The 14632-nt window shown below is 71.7% G+C and carries 10 protein-coding genes; 4 read left to right on the forward strand and 6 right to left on the reverse strand.

The window, feature by feature from the left end:
* Positions 1 to 7: 7 nt before the first annotated feature.
* Positions 8 to 1231 carry a hypothetical protein gene (locus F1721_RS27605; protein ID WP_150069713.1) on the reverse strand — a complete coding sequence of 408 codons (1224 nt, stop codon included), beginning with the start codon at positions 1229 to 1231 and terminating at the stop codon, positions 8 to 10.
* On the opposite strand from F1721_RS27605, the gene F1721_RS27610 reads away from it, so the two are divergent.
* The 4 genes from F1721_RS27610 (at position 1207) to F1721_RS27625 (ending at position 8419) form a co-directional block, all read left to right on the forward strand.
* Positions 1207 to 5130, forward strand: a complete 3924-nt coding sequence (locus F1721_RS27610) for a CHAT domain-containing protein (RefSeq protein WP_150069714.1) — start codon at positions 1207 to 1209, stop codon at positions 5128 to 5130. The genes F1721_RS27605 and F1721_RS27610 overlap by 25 nt on opposite strands.
* 13 nt (positions 5131 to 5143) lie before the next feature.
* On the forward strand, positions 5144 to 6730 hold the full coding sequence (locus F1721_RS27615) for an Hsp70 family protein (RefSeq protein WP_150069715.1): 1587 nt from the start codon (positions 5144 to 5146) through the stop codon (positions 6728 to 6730).
* Between the two features lie 397 nt (positions 6731 to 7127).
* Positions 7128 to 7757, forward strand: coding sequence for a hypothetical protein (locus F1721_RS27620; RefSeq protein WP_150069716.1), 630 nt, complete (start codon positions 7128 to 7130; stop codon positions 7755 to 7757).
* A gap of 2 nt (positions 7758 to 7759) precedes the next feature.
* Entirely contained in the window at positions 7760 to 8419 is a 660-nt protein-coding gene (locus tag F1721_RS27625; RefSeq protein ID WP_150069717.1) for an RES family NAD+ phosphorylase, read from the forward strand.
* 13 nt (positions 8420 to 8432) lie between these two features.
* On the opposite strand, the gene F1721_RS27630 is transcribed toward F1721_RS27625, so the two are convergent.
* The 5 genes from F1721_RS27630 to F1721_RS27645 form a co-directional block, all read right to left on the reverse strand.
* On the reverse strand, positions 8433 to 9005 hold the full coding sequence (locus tag F1721_RS27630) for an Rv1733c family protein (protein WP_425474423.1): 573 nt from the start codon (positions 9003 to 9005) through the stop codon (positions 8433 to 8435).
* Positions 9006 to 9242: 237 nt separating this feature from the next.
* On the reverse strand, positions 9243 to 9383 hold the full coding sequence (locus F1721_RS34610) for a hypothetical protein (RefSeq protein WP_170301623.1): 141 nt from the start codon (positions 9381 to 9383) through the stop codon (positions 9243 to 9245).
* 91 nt (positions 9384 to 9474) lie between these two features.
* Positions 9475 to 11037, reverse strand: a complete 1563-nt coding sequence (locus tag F1721_RS27635) for a TRAFAC clade GTPase domain-containing protein (RefSeq protein WP_150069719.1) — start codon at positions 11035 to 11037, stop codon at positions 9475 to 9477.
* The gene (locus tag F1721_RS27640) at positions 11038 to 13434 is read right to left on the reverse strand and encodes a GTPase-associated protein 1-related protein (protein ID WP_150069720.1); all 2397 of its coding nucleotides are present in this window, start codon (positions 13432 to 13434) and stop codon (positions 11038 to 11040) included.
* Complete coding sequence (locus F1721_RS27645; RefSeq protein ID WP_150069721.1) at positions 13431 to 14615, reverse strand: zinc ribbon domain-containing protein; 1185 nt, start codon at positions 14613 to 14615, stop codon at positions 13431 to 13433. The genes F1721_RS27640 and F1721_RS27645 overlap by 4 nt, the downstream gene beginning before the upstream one ends.
* Positions 14616 to 14632 lie beyond the last annotated feature (17 nt).

Raw genomic sequence — 14632 nt, forward strand, 5'->3', positions numbered from 1 at the left:
CTCCAGGTCAGGGCAGGGTTGTGCTGTACATGATCCGTTTGCCCGGGTGTTCCGTCACCGTCCACAGGTCGTTCTGGCCCGGCCAGAAGGACAGGTCCTCCACACCGATCGCCACGTCGTGCTCCGGGCCATCCGTGGTCAGGACCCCCGAGCCCGTCGCCGCTTGCAGGTGGCCGGGGCCGGTGGTTCCGCCTCCGGTGCTGCTCAGGTACCAGCGGCCGTCGGTTGACAGCGCGCCTTGGACTCGGGGCTTCGGCAGGCGGTGGGCTGCCGTTGCTCGCCACATGCCGTCGCTGTCCAGCTTCGGCAAGCCGGTCGCCGCGTCCAGGGGCCACTGGGCCACTCGGCCGTTCAGGTTCACATCGCCCTGGTCCGCGCAGTACTCGCCCGTGGTCAGGGCGTCCGGGGTGGTGCTTCGGTCGAGGGCGAGGAAGGAGAACTTCTGGGGGCCGTCCGGGTTGCACTTGTAGTCCGGCGGGAAGGTCGCCAGGCCTCCCGGGTTGGAGTAGCCCGCGACCTGGGGCATCACGTAGCGGTAGCCGTAGCTGTAGTACGTGTTGTCGTGGCGGCCCATCTTCGTGCTGTCGGTGACGTTGCCGTTGGTCGCCGACTTGATGTCGAAGATGTAGCGCATGTCGAACACGCGGATTCCGCGGCGGGTGTCCACCACGTACAGGTAGTTGCCGTACCAGGCGATTCCGCCCGCGTGGACGCTGCTGCCGTCACCGGCCTGCGGGGTCGTCACCGGTTCGTAGCTCGGGTTGCCGTTGCTGTTGGTGTACGGGTAGGCCAGCAGGACGTGCTGGTAGTTGCCGGTCGACATGTCCAGGAACGACACGCGGACGCCCTTGACCGGGGCGGTCTGCTTGTCGTACCAGCTCACCAGGATCGCCTGCTTGGTCCCCCACTGCTGGTCGTCCTGGGCGTCGGCGACCGTGGTGATGCCCTGCGGGTACCACTCCTCGGTCCCGTTGTCGCCCGCGTTGAAGCAGAACTTGCGGACCACCGGGCGGGTCATCGTGTCGAACGCCGGGGACGTGCAGGCATCGCCCTTCGGGGCGTCGTCGCGGTTGGCCTGCGCCAGGATGTTCTGGACTCCGAGCTTGGGCAGCTGGGCGTCGAGCTGGTCGACGATGCCCTGCAGGTTGCCGTTGGTGGGTTCGAGCTGGAAGTCCGACAGCGCGGGCGGGGTCGCCGCCGCTGCTGATGCGGGGACCGCGGCTGTCATCATCGTCGCTGCCAGGGCCAGTGCGATCGGTAATCGTCGTTTCGCCACCTGGTTCTCCTCACTCCCGGGGCCGGAGTGATTTTGCGCAGAACTCCCGGAAAAAGCACTACCGCGGGCTGCGTCCGATCGGAGGACTCGGCGCGGGAACCTCCCCGCCCGCAGCCGCATCCAACGCACAGTGGGTCACCGAGGCAGGAAGGGGCGCGATGCCGGGCGAGCTCGACGAGGAGATCGCGCAGCGCTACGCCCAGCTCAGCGACGAGCTGGACGACGAGACCGCCTACCACCTGCTGGTGGAGCTCGCGGACCTGCTGCTCCAGCGGGCTCAGACCACCGGCGACGTGGACGAGGTGCTCACCGTCGCGGGCAACCTCCTCGACACCCTGGCCGACGACTCCCCCGCCCGCGCCGCGCCGCTCTACCAGCTCGGGCTCGCGCACACCTTGCGCGCCGAGCGCGGCGATACCGCCGAATTCCGCCCCGCAGTGGGCTATCTGCGGGAGCTGCGACCGCTGATCGACGATCCCGAGATCATCGGGCGGATCGGGTTGATCACCTGCCACGCGGTACTGGCTCTGGAGGCATTCGAGCACATCGACGCGGCACTGGCCGACCTCTGCACGGCCTACGACCGGCTCCCCGATTCACCGCTGCGCAACCAGGTCCGCTTCCGGCGTGGCTTGATGCACCTCGTCCGCTACCTGTCGAAAGGCGGCGACGAAACCGACCATTCGACCGCGACCGCGGATTTCACCGCGACGTTGCAGGGGGGCTCGGACACGCGGACCTCGGACGCCTGCCGGGCAGGCCTCGCCATCCTCCTCGCTACCGAGAACATGCCTGCCGAACTGCGCGAAGGGAAGATCGCGCCGGGCGTCATCGACAAGATGTCGCTGACCGTTCCCACCGAGGCGCTCGCCGAGGCGCACCAACACCTCAGCGCGCTTTCCCCCGCCACGGCCGAGGACGAGACCGTGGACGTCTTGAAGCTGCTGTTCCGCGCCGGGGCGAACCTCGACGGCTCGACGTCCGAGGACTGGTCGACCACCATCAGCCAGCTGGACCGCACGCGGGAGAACTGGCCCGACGACATGCCCGGCAAGCAGGAGCTCGCAGGTCTTCAGGCCAGCCTGACCGCCAAACTGGCCGAGACCAGCGGCAACCCCGAGGACACCGACGTCGCGGCAGCTCAGCTCGCCGCAGCCGCCGCTGCGCTCCCACTGGACAACCCCATGCGGTCCCTGCTGCTGACCGGGTTGCGCGCGACCGCGCGCGGCTTCACCGAGCAGTCCGAGGACAGCACGGCCGTGGTCCGGCGGCTCGAGCACGCGTTGGAGCACTTCGCCGACGACGATCCCAATCGCGCGGATGTGCTGAGGCCGCTGATGGGCGCGTTGCTCATGTCGGTCGCCACGAACCGCGACCAGTCGCCGGATCTTCTCGTCCGGGCCCGGGAGCTGACCGAGCAAGCGATCGAACGCGGCGTCGCCGATTCCGTCAACATGGGGATCAACCACTACTTCCTGAGCGTCGCCGAAGGTTTCCACGCGATCAACACCCGCGATGGAACGCTGCTGAACTCCGCAATCGCGAACCTCCGGCGCGCCGACGAACTGCTGCCACCGGACCACGACTCCCGCGCACTCCTCAAGCCCTGGCTGAGCGTCCTGCTCACCCAGCGGTTCATGGTCTTCGGCGGCAACGAAGACCTCGACGCCGCCAAGCACTTCTCGGGAGAACCCACCGGGGACGACCTGCACATGCGCTTCGCCGCCGCCTTCAGGCACGTCTCACCGCGCCTCGATGACGCCGAGGGACTGACCCGCGCCGCCGCCGAGCTCGAAGCGCTCTTGGCCGACATGCCGCCCGACCACTTTCTGCGTCCCAGAGCAGCGAGCTCGCTGGCGACCTTCCAGTTGTTCAGAAGAGCCCTTGATTCGGACCCGGGCCCGCACGATCACGACGAAATCCGCCGCAGCCTCCAGGACCTGGTCGACGCCGCGGAACAGGTGCCCGATCACCACATCGACAAGACGAACGAACTGCTCGGAGCTGCGAATGCCCACCTGGCCTCGGCGCTCGCGACGCAGGACCTGCCGCTGCTCAACCGCGCCATCCGCATGTTGATCGAGATCAGCGGGAAGACCGACCTGTTCCGGAGAGAGCGTCGGAACGCGCTGGGCACGCTGGCCATCGCGCTGCGGGCCCGCTTCGACTTCACCCGGGATCCGCGGGACCTCAGCAACGCCGCCAACCGGTTCGAGCAGATCCTCCGCGAGTTCGAGTTCGAGCCGGGCGAGTTCGAGAATGCGAGCGTGCTGAACTCGCTGGCCAACTGCTACTTCACCCGCGGCGACCGGATGCGCCTCGACCAGCAGCGGGCCATCTCGACCGGGCTCGACGGCTTGCGTGAACGCGCCCGCACCGTGCTGCTGCAGTCGAGTCCGCGGCGAGCGCTCGAAACCGCGAGCACCGCCACCGGCGAGGCCGCAGAGGTGAGCCGCTGGTGCCTCGCCGTCGGCCGACCGGAAGACGCCGTGCAAGCGCTTGAGCTGGGCCGCGGCATGGTCCTGCACGCCGCGACGGTCGACGCCGACATGCCTGCCCTGCTGCACGAGCACGGTCGTGCTGACCTCGCTGAACGATGGATTTCCGAAGCTGGGCAACAGCAACCGTGGGATGTCGGCGTTCCCGACGAGGCCGAGGTGGTGCTGCCCAGCGATCTGCGAGCGCAAGTGCTGCGGGCCTTCCACGGGACCGAGGTTGAGGCGCAGCTGCTTTCGCCTCCGCCGGTCGAGGAGATCGCCGCTGGGCTCCGGAAGTCGCAGACCCGGGCGCTCGTCTACCTGCTGCCCGGTGTCGCCGTGCTGGTCACCGCTGACGGCGAGGTTCGGCAGGTGATGTCTCCGCAGCTCAGCGAGGACGGGCCGGTCGCCCGGTTCGACCGGGCGCAGCGGGAGCGGGCGCGGGGCGAAGGCGACGAGGCGGAGTGGCAGGCGGCGTTGGAGGCCGTGTGCGACTGGGCCTGGTCGGCGGTGCTGAACCCGGTCCTGGACCTGCTGGCCGGTCCCCGGTTGCGGATCGTGCTGGTGCCGGTGGGCAAGCTGGGGGTCGTGCCCTGGCACGCCGCGCGGCGGCGGGTGCCGGGCGGGAAGGTCCGGTACGCCTGCCAGGACGCCGTGATCTGCTACGCCGCTTCGGCGCGGCAGTTCCTGGAGGCCGGTCGGCGGGAAACCCGGCCGTGGGACAGCGCACCCGTGCTGGTGCGGATGCCGGAGCTGCACTGGACCCAGCACGAGATGGGGCACATCCACCGCGCGCACTACCAGAACGGCTCCTACCTGGGGAAACCGCGCGATCCCCGGCGCCGCGACCGGCAGCCTCCGCCGAAACCCGACGACGTGCTGGCGCTGCTGCCCACCGCCTCGCTGCTGCACCTGGCCTGCCACGCCGCGCCCGGCGAGCTCCCGGTGGAGTCCGCGCTGCTGCTCGGCAGGCGGGAAGTGCTGCCGGTGCAGGACATCCTGCGGCAGGCGCGGAACAAGCCGCCCGCCGGAGCGCTCGTCGTGCTCGCGTCCTGCGCCAGCGACCTCACCGACCGGCAGCACGACGAGGTGCTGACGCTGTCCACCGCGTTCCTCGCCGCCGGGGCGGTCGGGGTGGTCGGCACCCGGTGGGAGGTGGTGGACCTGCCCACCGCCATGTTCATGATCGTCTTCCACCACCACCTCAACACCGGCTGCCCCGACCCGGCGAGCGCGCTGCGCGCCGCGCAGCTGTGGATGCTCGACCCGCGGCGCCGCCCGCTGCCCGGGATTCCCGAGGAGCTGGGGGCGTTTTTCGCCGAAGTCGACCCCGCGGCGCCGCAGCACTGGGCAGCATTCACCTATCAGGGCCGATGAAGAAGGGAACCCGATGGCGACGTTCGGCATCGACCTCGGCACGACGCACTCGTGCATCTCCTACGTCGACGAGTCCACCCGGCCGGTGATCGCCAAGAGCGCGGTCGGCGAGGACACCACGCCGTCGGTGGTGTACTTCGAGCGGCCCGGCAGCGCGCTGGTCGGCACCGCGGCGAAGAACTCCGCGCTGCTCGCCCCGCACTTGGTGGCGCAGCTGGTCAAGCGGGACATGGGACGCGAGGGCGTCGAGTTCACCTACCACCGCGAGCGGTACACGCCGGAGAAGATCTCCGCGCTCGTCCTGCGGGAGCTCGCCCGCGCCGCCGAGGAGAACACCGGCCTCGAGGTGCGGGACGTGGTGATCACCGTGCCCGCCTACTTCGGCATCGCCGAGCGCGAAGCGACCCGCCGGGCCGGGGAGATCGCCGGGCTGACCGTGCTGGACGTGCTGGCCGAACCGGTCGCCGCCGCGCTGCACCACCACGCGCTGGACGACGCACCGGGCACGCGGCACGTGCTGGTCTACGACCTCGGCGGCGGCACGTTCGACACCACCGTGATCCAGGTGTCCGGCGACGACATCCAGGTGGTGTGCACCGACGGGGACGGCGAGCTGGGCGGCGCGGACTGGGACCAGCGGATCGTGGAGCACCTGCTCAACGCATTCCGCGAGGCGCACCCGAAGCTGGACCCCAGCGCCGACGAGCTCGCGATGCAGGAGTTCGCCGACCGGGCCGAGGAGGTCAAGAAGGCGCTGAGCGCGACGATGTCCCGCAACGTCGCGCTGCGGGCCTCAGGTGCCGCGGTGAACGTGCCGTTCACCCGGGAGCTGCTGGAGGAGCTGACCGCCGACCTGCTCGACCGGACCATGACCATCACCGAGCGGATCATCGCCACCGCCCGCCGCAAGGGCGTCGACCGGTTCGACGAGGTGCTGCTCGCCGGTGGCATGACCCGGATGCCAGCGGTCGCGGCCGCGCTGGAGGAACGGTTCGGGTTGTCCGCGCGGCTGTCCGAACCGGACCTCGCGGTCGCCAAGGGGGCGGCGCTGTTCGCGGTGATCAAGCAGGCCAAGAGCGGCACCGCCCGCCAGCTGGGCATCACCGAGGCGGACGCCGCCGCGATGGCCAGGAAGCGGGTGGCGACCGTGGTGCCGCGGGCGTTCGGGGTCAAGGCCGTCGATCCGCGGGACCCGCTGGCGCTGACCGACCCGATGCGGGCCCGGCAGATGGTGGCGCACCTGCTGCAGCCCAACACCCAGCTGCCCGCCGACACCGGCCCGTTCCCGTTCCAGACGGCCGTCGACAACCAGCGGATGGCCGAGATCGAGGTGTGGGAGCAGGCCGGGCCGACGCCCTCCGAGGAGCTGGCCGACAACACCAAGGTCGGGCACGGCATGCTCACCGGCATCCCGGCCCGGCCCGCCGGGTGCCGGATCGAGATCACCTTCGCGATGTCCGAGACCGGCGAGCTCACCGTGCACGCCAAGGAACTGGAGACCGGCAACGATGTCCGCTTCGAACTCAACATCGGCGGCGCGGACCGCAGGTCCGTGGCCGCGGCCCGCACCGCCATCGCCGACCACACCGTCAGCGGGTAGGCGCGCAGTTTCAGTTGAAACTGTGGATCATCGGCGTGTCGGCGCCCGACACACCGGTGCCAGTGCGCGGAAATCCGCGATTTCAATGGAAATCGGAGGTCCGATTTCCATTGAACTTGTTCATGGACCGCAGCCGTGAAGGGCGAACTGCACCGGTCGGCAGGTGCCGCATGCGCCGCCAGGCGCATAACCCACCTTCGCAACCGGCACCGCCGCGGGTTCACGGTGCCCACCCCTCCGGGGTTCCTTCCGGCGAGGACGGCCCTGACGCCGTGTATTGGTGATACATCAGTCAGGGACCCCGCAGTCCAGGCGGGCGCTGAGGTTCCGCCACTTGCACCGCCACTCAGGACGAGGTTGGAAAAACCTCAATGGAAATCGCGCAGGAGGGGGTCGGATGAGCCAGCAGAAGATGTTGGACGTGCTCACGGCCGAGTGGGACGACGTGGCGGACCGGCTCGATCCGGAGACGTTCACCCGGCTCGTCTCGCTGGTCGCCGAGCTGCAGGACGCCGATGCGGACACCTCGGCGATGGTCACCGAGGACATCGCGATGCTGCTCGGCGACGTGCTGCCCGTGGAGCACCCGGTGCGGCGGGCGCTGGCCGAGCCGGTGTCGCGGTTCCGCCGCCCCGAGGTCGACTGGGAGCAGCTGAGCACCGGGCTGCGCGACCGGCTGACCGGCTCCGCGCCGATCCCCCGGCTGGACCGGCTGCGCGCGGCGGAATCGCTGGACGCGCAACAGCTCTCGGCCGCCGGCGTCGACCCGGCCGATCCGGACCTGATCCGGCTGCCCGGCGAGGACGGCGACCGGTGGCCCGCGTTCCAGTTCGACGCCGACGGCGCGCCGCGCGAGCTGGTGCGCACCGTGAACCGGCACCTCCAGGCCGCCTCGGACCCGTGGGGGGCGGCGGACTGGTGGCTCGGGCCGAACGACGGGCTCGGCGGCATCCCGGCGCAGCTGATCGGCCAGGTCGACGACGCCGCGCTGATCGAGGCCGCCCGCGACGAGTCGGCGGAGGTGTGAGCATGCCGCAGGCCACACCACCGCAGCAGTACGCGGCCACGCCGAACCGGCACGTCCTGCCCACCGACACCGCGCTGTTCCGGCTCCACGAGCGCAAGCGGCACGCCGCCGAGTTCAAGCCCGCCCACGTCAGCTTCGACTCGCCGGGCGGCCGGTTCGACGGCACCCCGGAGGACCCGTTCCCCAGCTACTACGCCGGTTTGCACGTGACGACGGCGCTGGCCGAGGTGCTGCTGCGCAACCTCGGGTTCGGCGGCGACGGGCAGCGGTTGATCCGCCGCGCGCAGATCGCCGGGCGGCGGTTCAGCGCGGTGCGCACGAACCGGGAGCTGACCCTGGTCAGCCTGCTGACCGCACCGGACCTGGCGGCGGTGGCGCAGGATTCCTGGCTGGTCGACGCCGAGGGCCGGGACGCCTACCCGCACACCCGCAGCTGGGCGGTGTGGATCCGCTCGCAGGCGAGCTGGGCGGACGGGCTGATCTGGCCGTCCAAGCGGGACACCGGCAAGCCCGCCGTGGTGCTGTTCGGCGACCGCTGCGCGGACGCGCTGGAGGGCGCGGAACCGGAGCTGCAGATCGACCTGGACACGCCGATCGGCGAGGCCTGGCTGACCAAGATGCTCGCCCCGTACCGAGCCGCGGTCGCCCCGAGCCCCAACTGACCGGGGCCGGGGTTCAGCGCTGGGACCAGGTCCCGCCGTGGCGGAGGTGCAGCCACTCGCGCTCCCAGGCGCGCATGCCGATGCGGCGGGCGAGGTTCTGGGTGGCCGCGATCAGGGCGAAGCAGGTCAGCTCCGCCACCAGGAGGACGAGGAGGGCGGCGAAGATCGCCGAGGTCAGGACCGAGCCGGGGCTGGCCGGGGGCGGGACGCGGTTGCCCGCCTGGTCGACCCACACCGTCACGGTCTCACCGGCGGTGGCGCTGGCCGGGACCTGGATGGTGGCGCTGTGCGTCCGGAGGCCGGTGCGCCACTCCGCGACCGCGGTGGAGCTGAGGGCGTCGTTGCTGTAGACCTCGGAGACCGGGATGTTCATCTCCGGGCCGGTGGTCAGCACCGCCTCCACCGGACGGGTGGTCGCCGCCGATTCCGCCGCGCGCTGCGCGAGTCCGGTGTGCAGCGAGGCGCCGAGCATGCCCGCCACCGGGACCGCGATCAGGGCTGCCATCAGCAGCAGGACCGTGATCCCCGCCGCGAGCCGGTCGATCGGCCTGCGCAACGGGTTCCGGGTCACGCCCAGTGCGTTCACCAACCATGCAGCGTGCGCTTTCAGCGCCGCGACCATGCCAACCTCCAGACTGCCGGTGCACCGTGCGCCGCGGACCACCGTCGTGGTCGTGCTCCGATGGTTGTGCGCGGCAACCTCCGAGTGAAGTATCCTCCGCGATCGCACCATTGTTACCACAACGTGACCATCCATACACCAACGGTGGAGCAGATCACGTTATTCACGCCGACGTTCCCACCGGCACCGGACATTTCCGGCTCAAGGACTGGTGAAAGCGGTGATGAACCCGTCGAGCAGCCCGTACGCGCTGAGCAGCAGGGCGACCGCGAAAGCCCCCACCAGCACCCAGCGGAAGACCCGGTACCCAGGAGGTGCAGTTCCCGCCTCTCCGCGATTCACAGTGGTCGTCCTTTGCGAGATCGATCTTGCGTATTCGGAGTTTCCGGTGGCTGGGTCGCGTCGCGGTCCCCCCGGCTGATCAGGGCACTGCTCATGCGGGCTCCGCCTTCTTCTCGTCGCCGAGCGGGAAGCCGCCGCGGCCCAGCAGCCAGCGGAACGGCGCGGCCGGGGTCATCCGGTGCCCGGGCCGGGTGCCGAGCACCGAGGACACCACGAAGAACCGGACCTCGGCGAAGTCCCGCTCCGCCGAGAGCACGAGGTTGTCCAGGCCCGCGGTGATCAGCCACTCGCGGACCGCGCCCGCGCACAGGTCGGCCGCCCACGGCACGTCGGTCAGCAGGTCGGCCTTGACCACGGCGACCGCCAGCGCGCGCTTGCCGGTCTCCACGCCGTAGTCGCGCAGCCGCCGGGCCGTGACGTGGTAGACCTGCTCGGGATCACCGCTGGCCGGGTGGGCTTCGGCGAGGCGGGACTGCAGGGTGCCGCCGAGCTGGTCGCGGACCCAGCCGATGGTGAACGGGTCGATCACGAACACCAGCCCGCCGGCGTGGTCGAGGAACTCCAGCTCGCTGTTGTCGTCGCGGTCCAGGAAGAACTCCCCCGCCGCGTCGAACAGGTGCAGCAGCGCCTGCCCGCGGGCCCTGGCCAGCTGCACGGTGATCGCCGCGGGCAGCCGCCCGGCCGGGGTCTTGGTGGTGTCGGCACCGCTGGTGATCAGCTGCTCGCCGTGCTCGAAGGCCTGCTTGCTGGTCTCGTCGACGAAGTCCAGCCGGACGCCTTCGGCGGCGGCCACGTCCCGCAGCGTCACCAGACCTGCGTGCACCAGGCGCGTCTTGCCCGCCGACACCGGGCCGAACACTGGCACCCGGATGTCGGTGACCGCACCGGAGCCGCCGCGCAGCGGCTGGTCGCAGCGCTGGCAGCGCGCTTCCAGGCGCCGGGAGGCGCGCAGCACCGTGGTCGGCAGGCGCTGGCCGCAGCCGCACGTCCGCCACACCGCGCCCAGCAGGCCGGGCCGGATGTCGTGGTGGACCGCTTGGCAGCGGCTGCACCGGTAGGCGGGCACGGACATCACGTGGTAGCAGGTCGCGCAACTGGCGCTGGCCCGCCGCAGCCCCCGCAGGACGTTGTCGTAGCCGCGCATGATCCCGATCGCCGCGCCCCAACCGAGCCAGCTCAGCAGCAGCACGACAGCACCGAGCAGCAAACCCAGGGCCGCGCCCAGCGCCGCGCCGCCCATGAACGCCGGGCCGAGGAAGACGACGACTCCGACGCGGAACCAGCGCTGCGCGCCGAGCTGCCCGCGGCCGAACGCCCACCGCCAACCGCGCGCGACCAGCCCTCCCCAGCCGCGGAAGATCGCCATCGCGTCGCGGCGCCACTGCGCGACCAGGTAGCCCGGCCAGGCGCGGTCGCGCGGGAACGGGCCGCGCTGGGCGCGCATCCCGGCCGTTCCGCCGACCACGTCGTCCGGCGTGACCAGGACCGGGCGCCGGGGGCCGCGGCCGAGCAGCGTCAGGGCCGCGACGACCAGGGCGGAACCCGCGCCGCCGAGCGCCACCAGCGGCGAGAGCGCGGTGATCACGGCGGACATCATCGCCAGCACGAACATCCCGCCGAGCAGCACCGCGACCGCGAGGACCAAGTACGGCATTCACCGCTCCCGTCTGCCGAACAGCCGCCGCGCGACCTGGCGGGTGCGCGCCGGTTTCGGCTTGCGCTGGGCGGCTTCCCGCAGCCACTCGTGCCAGACCGAGGCGGCGCCGGCGTCGACACCGCGCAGCAGCTTGCTGATCCGCCGGAAGTCGGCCTGCTTGTGCGCGTGCATCCACGCCTCCAGCTCGCGGTCGAAGGCCGCGCGCACGGTGCCGGTGGCGTTGTCCGACAAGGCGGTCACGACCGCCAGCACCACGGCGCGGTCCCGCCGGTCCTGCTCGGCGCTCTCGTCGTTCCACACCGCGGGCAGTTCGCGGACCAGGGTCTGCTGGAGCTGTTCGCCGCTGGCGACGGCCAGGTCCGCGGAGTCCTGCGGGGACGCGTCGAGCAGGGCCTCGACGATCTTGCCGGCGCGGGCGCCGAGCACCTCCTCGGAGATGTCGCCGGGGCCTCCCGCTTCCGCGCCCTTGCGGCGGAAGTTGGTCAGCCAGGCGCGCAGTCGGCCGTCGTCCTCCCACAGCTTGCGCAGGTCCTGCCGGTCGCCGAGGTGGTGGCTGAGCCCCCGCAGCACGTCGAGGTAGCGTCCGGACACTTTGGACTTCACCAGCACGCCGAAAGCGCGCTGCGCCAAGGCGTCCGAGACCGCGGTGGACGGCATCTCCGCGAGGAGGTCGGACAGCTCCACCAGCGTGGGCGCGGATTCGCCGAACAGCGCGTCGAACACCGCTTCCCCGGTGCCGGGCTGCTCGGGCTTGCGCAACCGCTCGCGGAATACCTCGATGGTCTCCTGCCGCGCCGACCCCCCGGCCGCCACGGCGGCTGCCGCGACCGCCGCGTCCAGCCGCATGAACGGATCGCTGACGGTCGGGGCGAGCAGCCGCCACCAGCGCTCCTTGATCGCCGCGCCGACCTCGTCGCGGTGCGGCCCGTCGAGCCGCCGGGCCAGCACGTCGCGCAGGAGGTCGATGAGCTCCGGGCCGCACGTCCAGCGCGCCGGGTCGACCCCGGCGTGCGGGTGGTGCGCCCACCACTCCCCGAACCGCCCGGCGGCCTCGGTGAAGTTGCCCAGCCGGGGCCGCACGTCGAACCGGGTCGCGGTGCGCAGCAACAGGTCCATCCGCTCCGGCTGCACCGCACCGGCGGCGCCCTCCACCAGCGCAGCGGCCTGCTCGGCCTCCTCCGGCCGCCACGGGCGGGCCCGCAGCGGCGCCCGGTCGTCCGCGGGCGTGCCGCGCACGATCTCGTCGATCTCCGCGCGCAGCAACGCGATCCGCACCTGCCCGGCCTGCTCCAGGTCGGTCTCGGCGAGCCGGGTCAGCACCGGAACGCCCGGTGCGGAGTCCAGGACCGCGGTCAGCACCGGCTCCAGCACGTCCGAGGCGGACACCGCGGGTGGGGCGGCCAGCCATTCCGCCAGGGCCATCGCCGGTTCCGGCCCGGTCACCTGCTCGTCCAGCGCCAGCACCCCGGCGGCCAGCCGGTCCGCCGTGCTCGGGCGGGCCGCGCCCCGGCCGCGGGCGAACTGGTGGGACAGCTCGACGGCGTCCACCACGTCGTAGGGGTCGGCGCGGAGGAAGCGCGGAACCCAGTGCAGCGCCGCGTCGCCGGGCTCGGTCTCCCGGCGTTCGCCGGTGGCGAGGTTGAACACCTCGAAGTCGGTGTGCCGCTCGGGTTCGGCCAGCGAACCCGCCCAGTCCGGGTGCAGCGCCAGCACTTCCTGCCCGCTGAACTGCGGGTTGGTGGCGAACACCCGGAACCCGACCTCCAGCGCCCGCTCCTGCGGCAGCAGCAGCGTGGCGGCGGCGATCCAGCGCACCACCGCGGCCGGGTCCTCGCCGACGAACACCACCCGCGGCGCGCCCTCGTCGTGCACCCTGTCGATCGCGGAATGCACTGCGAGCAGCCAGGATTCGCCGTCCTGCTGCCCCAGCACCCACTCCCGCAGCGCCTCCACCCCGAACGGCCCGGCCTCCGGTTCGGCGGGCACGGCGGGGCATTCGGTGCTCGACGCGGGTTCCTCCACCCACCACGGCGCGCCCCACAGCTGCGCCGGGCGGATCGGTCCGTACAGCTGGCCGTCGGTGGCGACGAGCGCGTGCGTGAACTGGTTTCCCTCCCGCACCCCGCCGGTCTCGGCGCCCAGGTAGACGCCGCGCGCCGTGGCGTAGACCCCGTTGTGCACGTGGACCAGCGACGGCGGGTACTCCTCGACGGGGCGCTTCTCGCGCATCCACCCGACCGGTGCCTCGTACAGCGCCGAGCGCTGCACCACGCTCATCATCTCGTCGGTGGTGCCCGGCGAGACCGCCTGGAACTGGAACCCGGCACCGCCGCGCAGGCCCTGGCCGGGGCTGCAGTCGGTGTAGTACAGCGAGTGGAACTCCCGCGCGCTCATGCTCGGCTCCGTTCGATGATCCTGAAGTGGCTGAGCAGCCACAGCAGCGGTTCGTCCACCCGGAACGGCCGCACCCCGGCCGGGTCGATCTGCTTGCTGCCGTAGTCCGGTTCCGCACCGAGCGCGGACACCGCGAAGTAGCGGAACGTCCGGTAGTGCGCCCGCAGGTGCCCGTCGATGTCGTCGGCGCCCAGCTCGGCGAGCAGCGCCCGCAGGTGCTCGTCGGTGTCCTGGCCGACGACCTCGTCGTACTCCGCCCCGGCGCGCGGCGGGCGCAGCAGCGGGTGGTTGTCGCCGAGCACCCGGAAGAACGCGTCGATCTTGGAGAACACCACGGCGATCGGGGTGCGCACCTGCCTTCCGTCGCCGAGACCGGTGCTGGCGCGCAGCATCTCGGTCACGCGGTTGAGGACGTTGATCGGCGGCTCGGCGTCCCGGCGACCCGCGTCGGGCACCGCGATGCGGTCCGCCGCGCCGGGCAGCTGGAACGGGTCGAGCAGCACGATCAGCCCGTCCGCCGAGGTCAGGTAGGCCTGGCTGTTGACGAACTCCTGGGTCGTCATGTCCTCGCCCGCCGCGTCGTAGAACGACAGGGTGGTCGTCCGGTGCACGCGCCTGCCCAGCTGGACGCGCGGCTGCCGCCACTGCACCACCAGCGGGGTCCGGATGCCGTCGGCGGAGCTGGCGGTGGACTCGAAGAGCGCCTGGTCGCCGAACAGCGCCTGCTCGTAGCGCTCCAGCCACTGCGCGGTGCCGAACCCGGCCTGCTCACCGGCGAAGGAGATGTCGGCGTCGAAGCGGCGGCGGATGTTGTTGCGCAGCTCGTGCACGAGGACCGTGGTGTAGACGGTCTTGCCCGCGTTCTTGCCGCCGACCACGCCGATCAGCGGGCTGTCGCCGTCGGCGAAGCTGGCGGGCAGCGGCGTGTGGCAGACCGGGCAGGCGCGGATCCCGCTGGGGGTGCCGCAGTCCGGGCACTCGGCCTTGCGCGGGCTGCGGAACCTGCTGCGCGGCTCGAAGACCGGCCAGGAAGCGGCCCCGTACCCGGTCAGCCGCTGCCGCATCGGGTCGACCGCCTTGCGGCACCTCTCGCGGCCGGGCGCGGGCCGACCGGTGCACTGGAACCACAGGTTGCCCACCGGGAACCGGTGGTAGCAGTAGGGGCACGCAACCTTGGCCATCTGGTCTTCCCCGTGCT

The sequence above is a fragment of the Saccharopolyspora hirsuta genome (assembly GCF_008630535.1).
Taxonomy (GTDB): domain Bacteria; phylum Actinomycetota; class Actinomycetes; order Mycobacteriales; family Pseudonocardiaceae; genus Saccharopolyspora; species Saccharopolyspora hirsuta.

Excerpts from the sequence above, each read along its gene's own strand:
- F1721_RS27610 (WP_150069714.1), top strand. The coding sequence starts at position 1,207 with ATGCGGGGACCGCGGCTGTCATCATCGTCGCTGCCAGGGCCAGTGCGA.
- F1721_RS27605 (WP_150069713.1), bottom strand. The coding sequence starts at position 1,231 with ATGATGACAGCCGCGGTCCCCGCATCAGCAGCGGCGGCGACCCCGCCC.
- F1721_RS27615 (WP_150069715.1), top strand. The coding sequence starts at position 5,144 with ATGGCGACGTTCGGCATCGACCTCGGCACGACGCACTCGTGCATCTCC.
- F1721_RS27620 (WP_150069716.1), top strand. The coding sequence starts at position 7,128 with ATGAGCCAGCAGAAGATGTTGGACGTGCTCACGGCCGAGTGGGACGAC.
- F1721_RS27625 (WP_150069717.1), top strand. The coding sequence starts at position 7,760 with ATGCCGCAGGCCACACCACCGCAGCAGTACGCGGCCACGCCGAACCGG.
- F1721_RS27635 (WP_150069719.1), bottom strand. The coding sequence starts at position 11,037 with ATGCCGTACTTGGTCCTCGCGGTCGCGGTGCTGCTCGGCGGGATGTTC.
- F1721_RS27640 (WP_150069720.1), bottom strand. The coding sequence starts at position 13,434 with ATGAGCGCGCGGGAGTTCCACTCGCTGTACTACACCGACTGCAGCCCC.
- F1721_RS27645 (WP_150069721.1), bottom strand. The coding sequence starts at position 14,615 with ATGGCCAAGGTTGCGTGCCCCTACTGCTACCACCGGTTCCCGGTGGGC.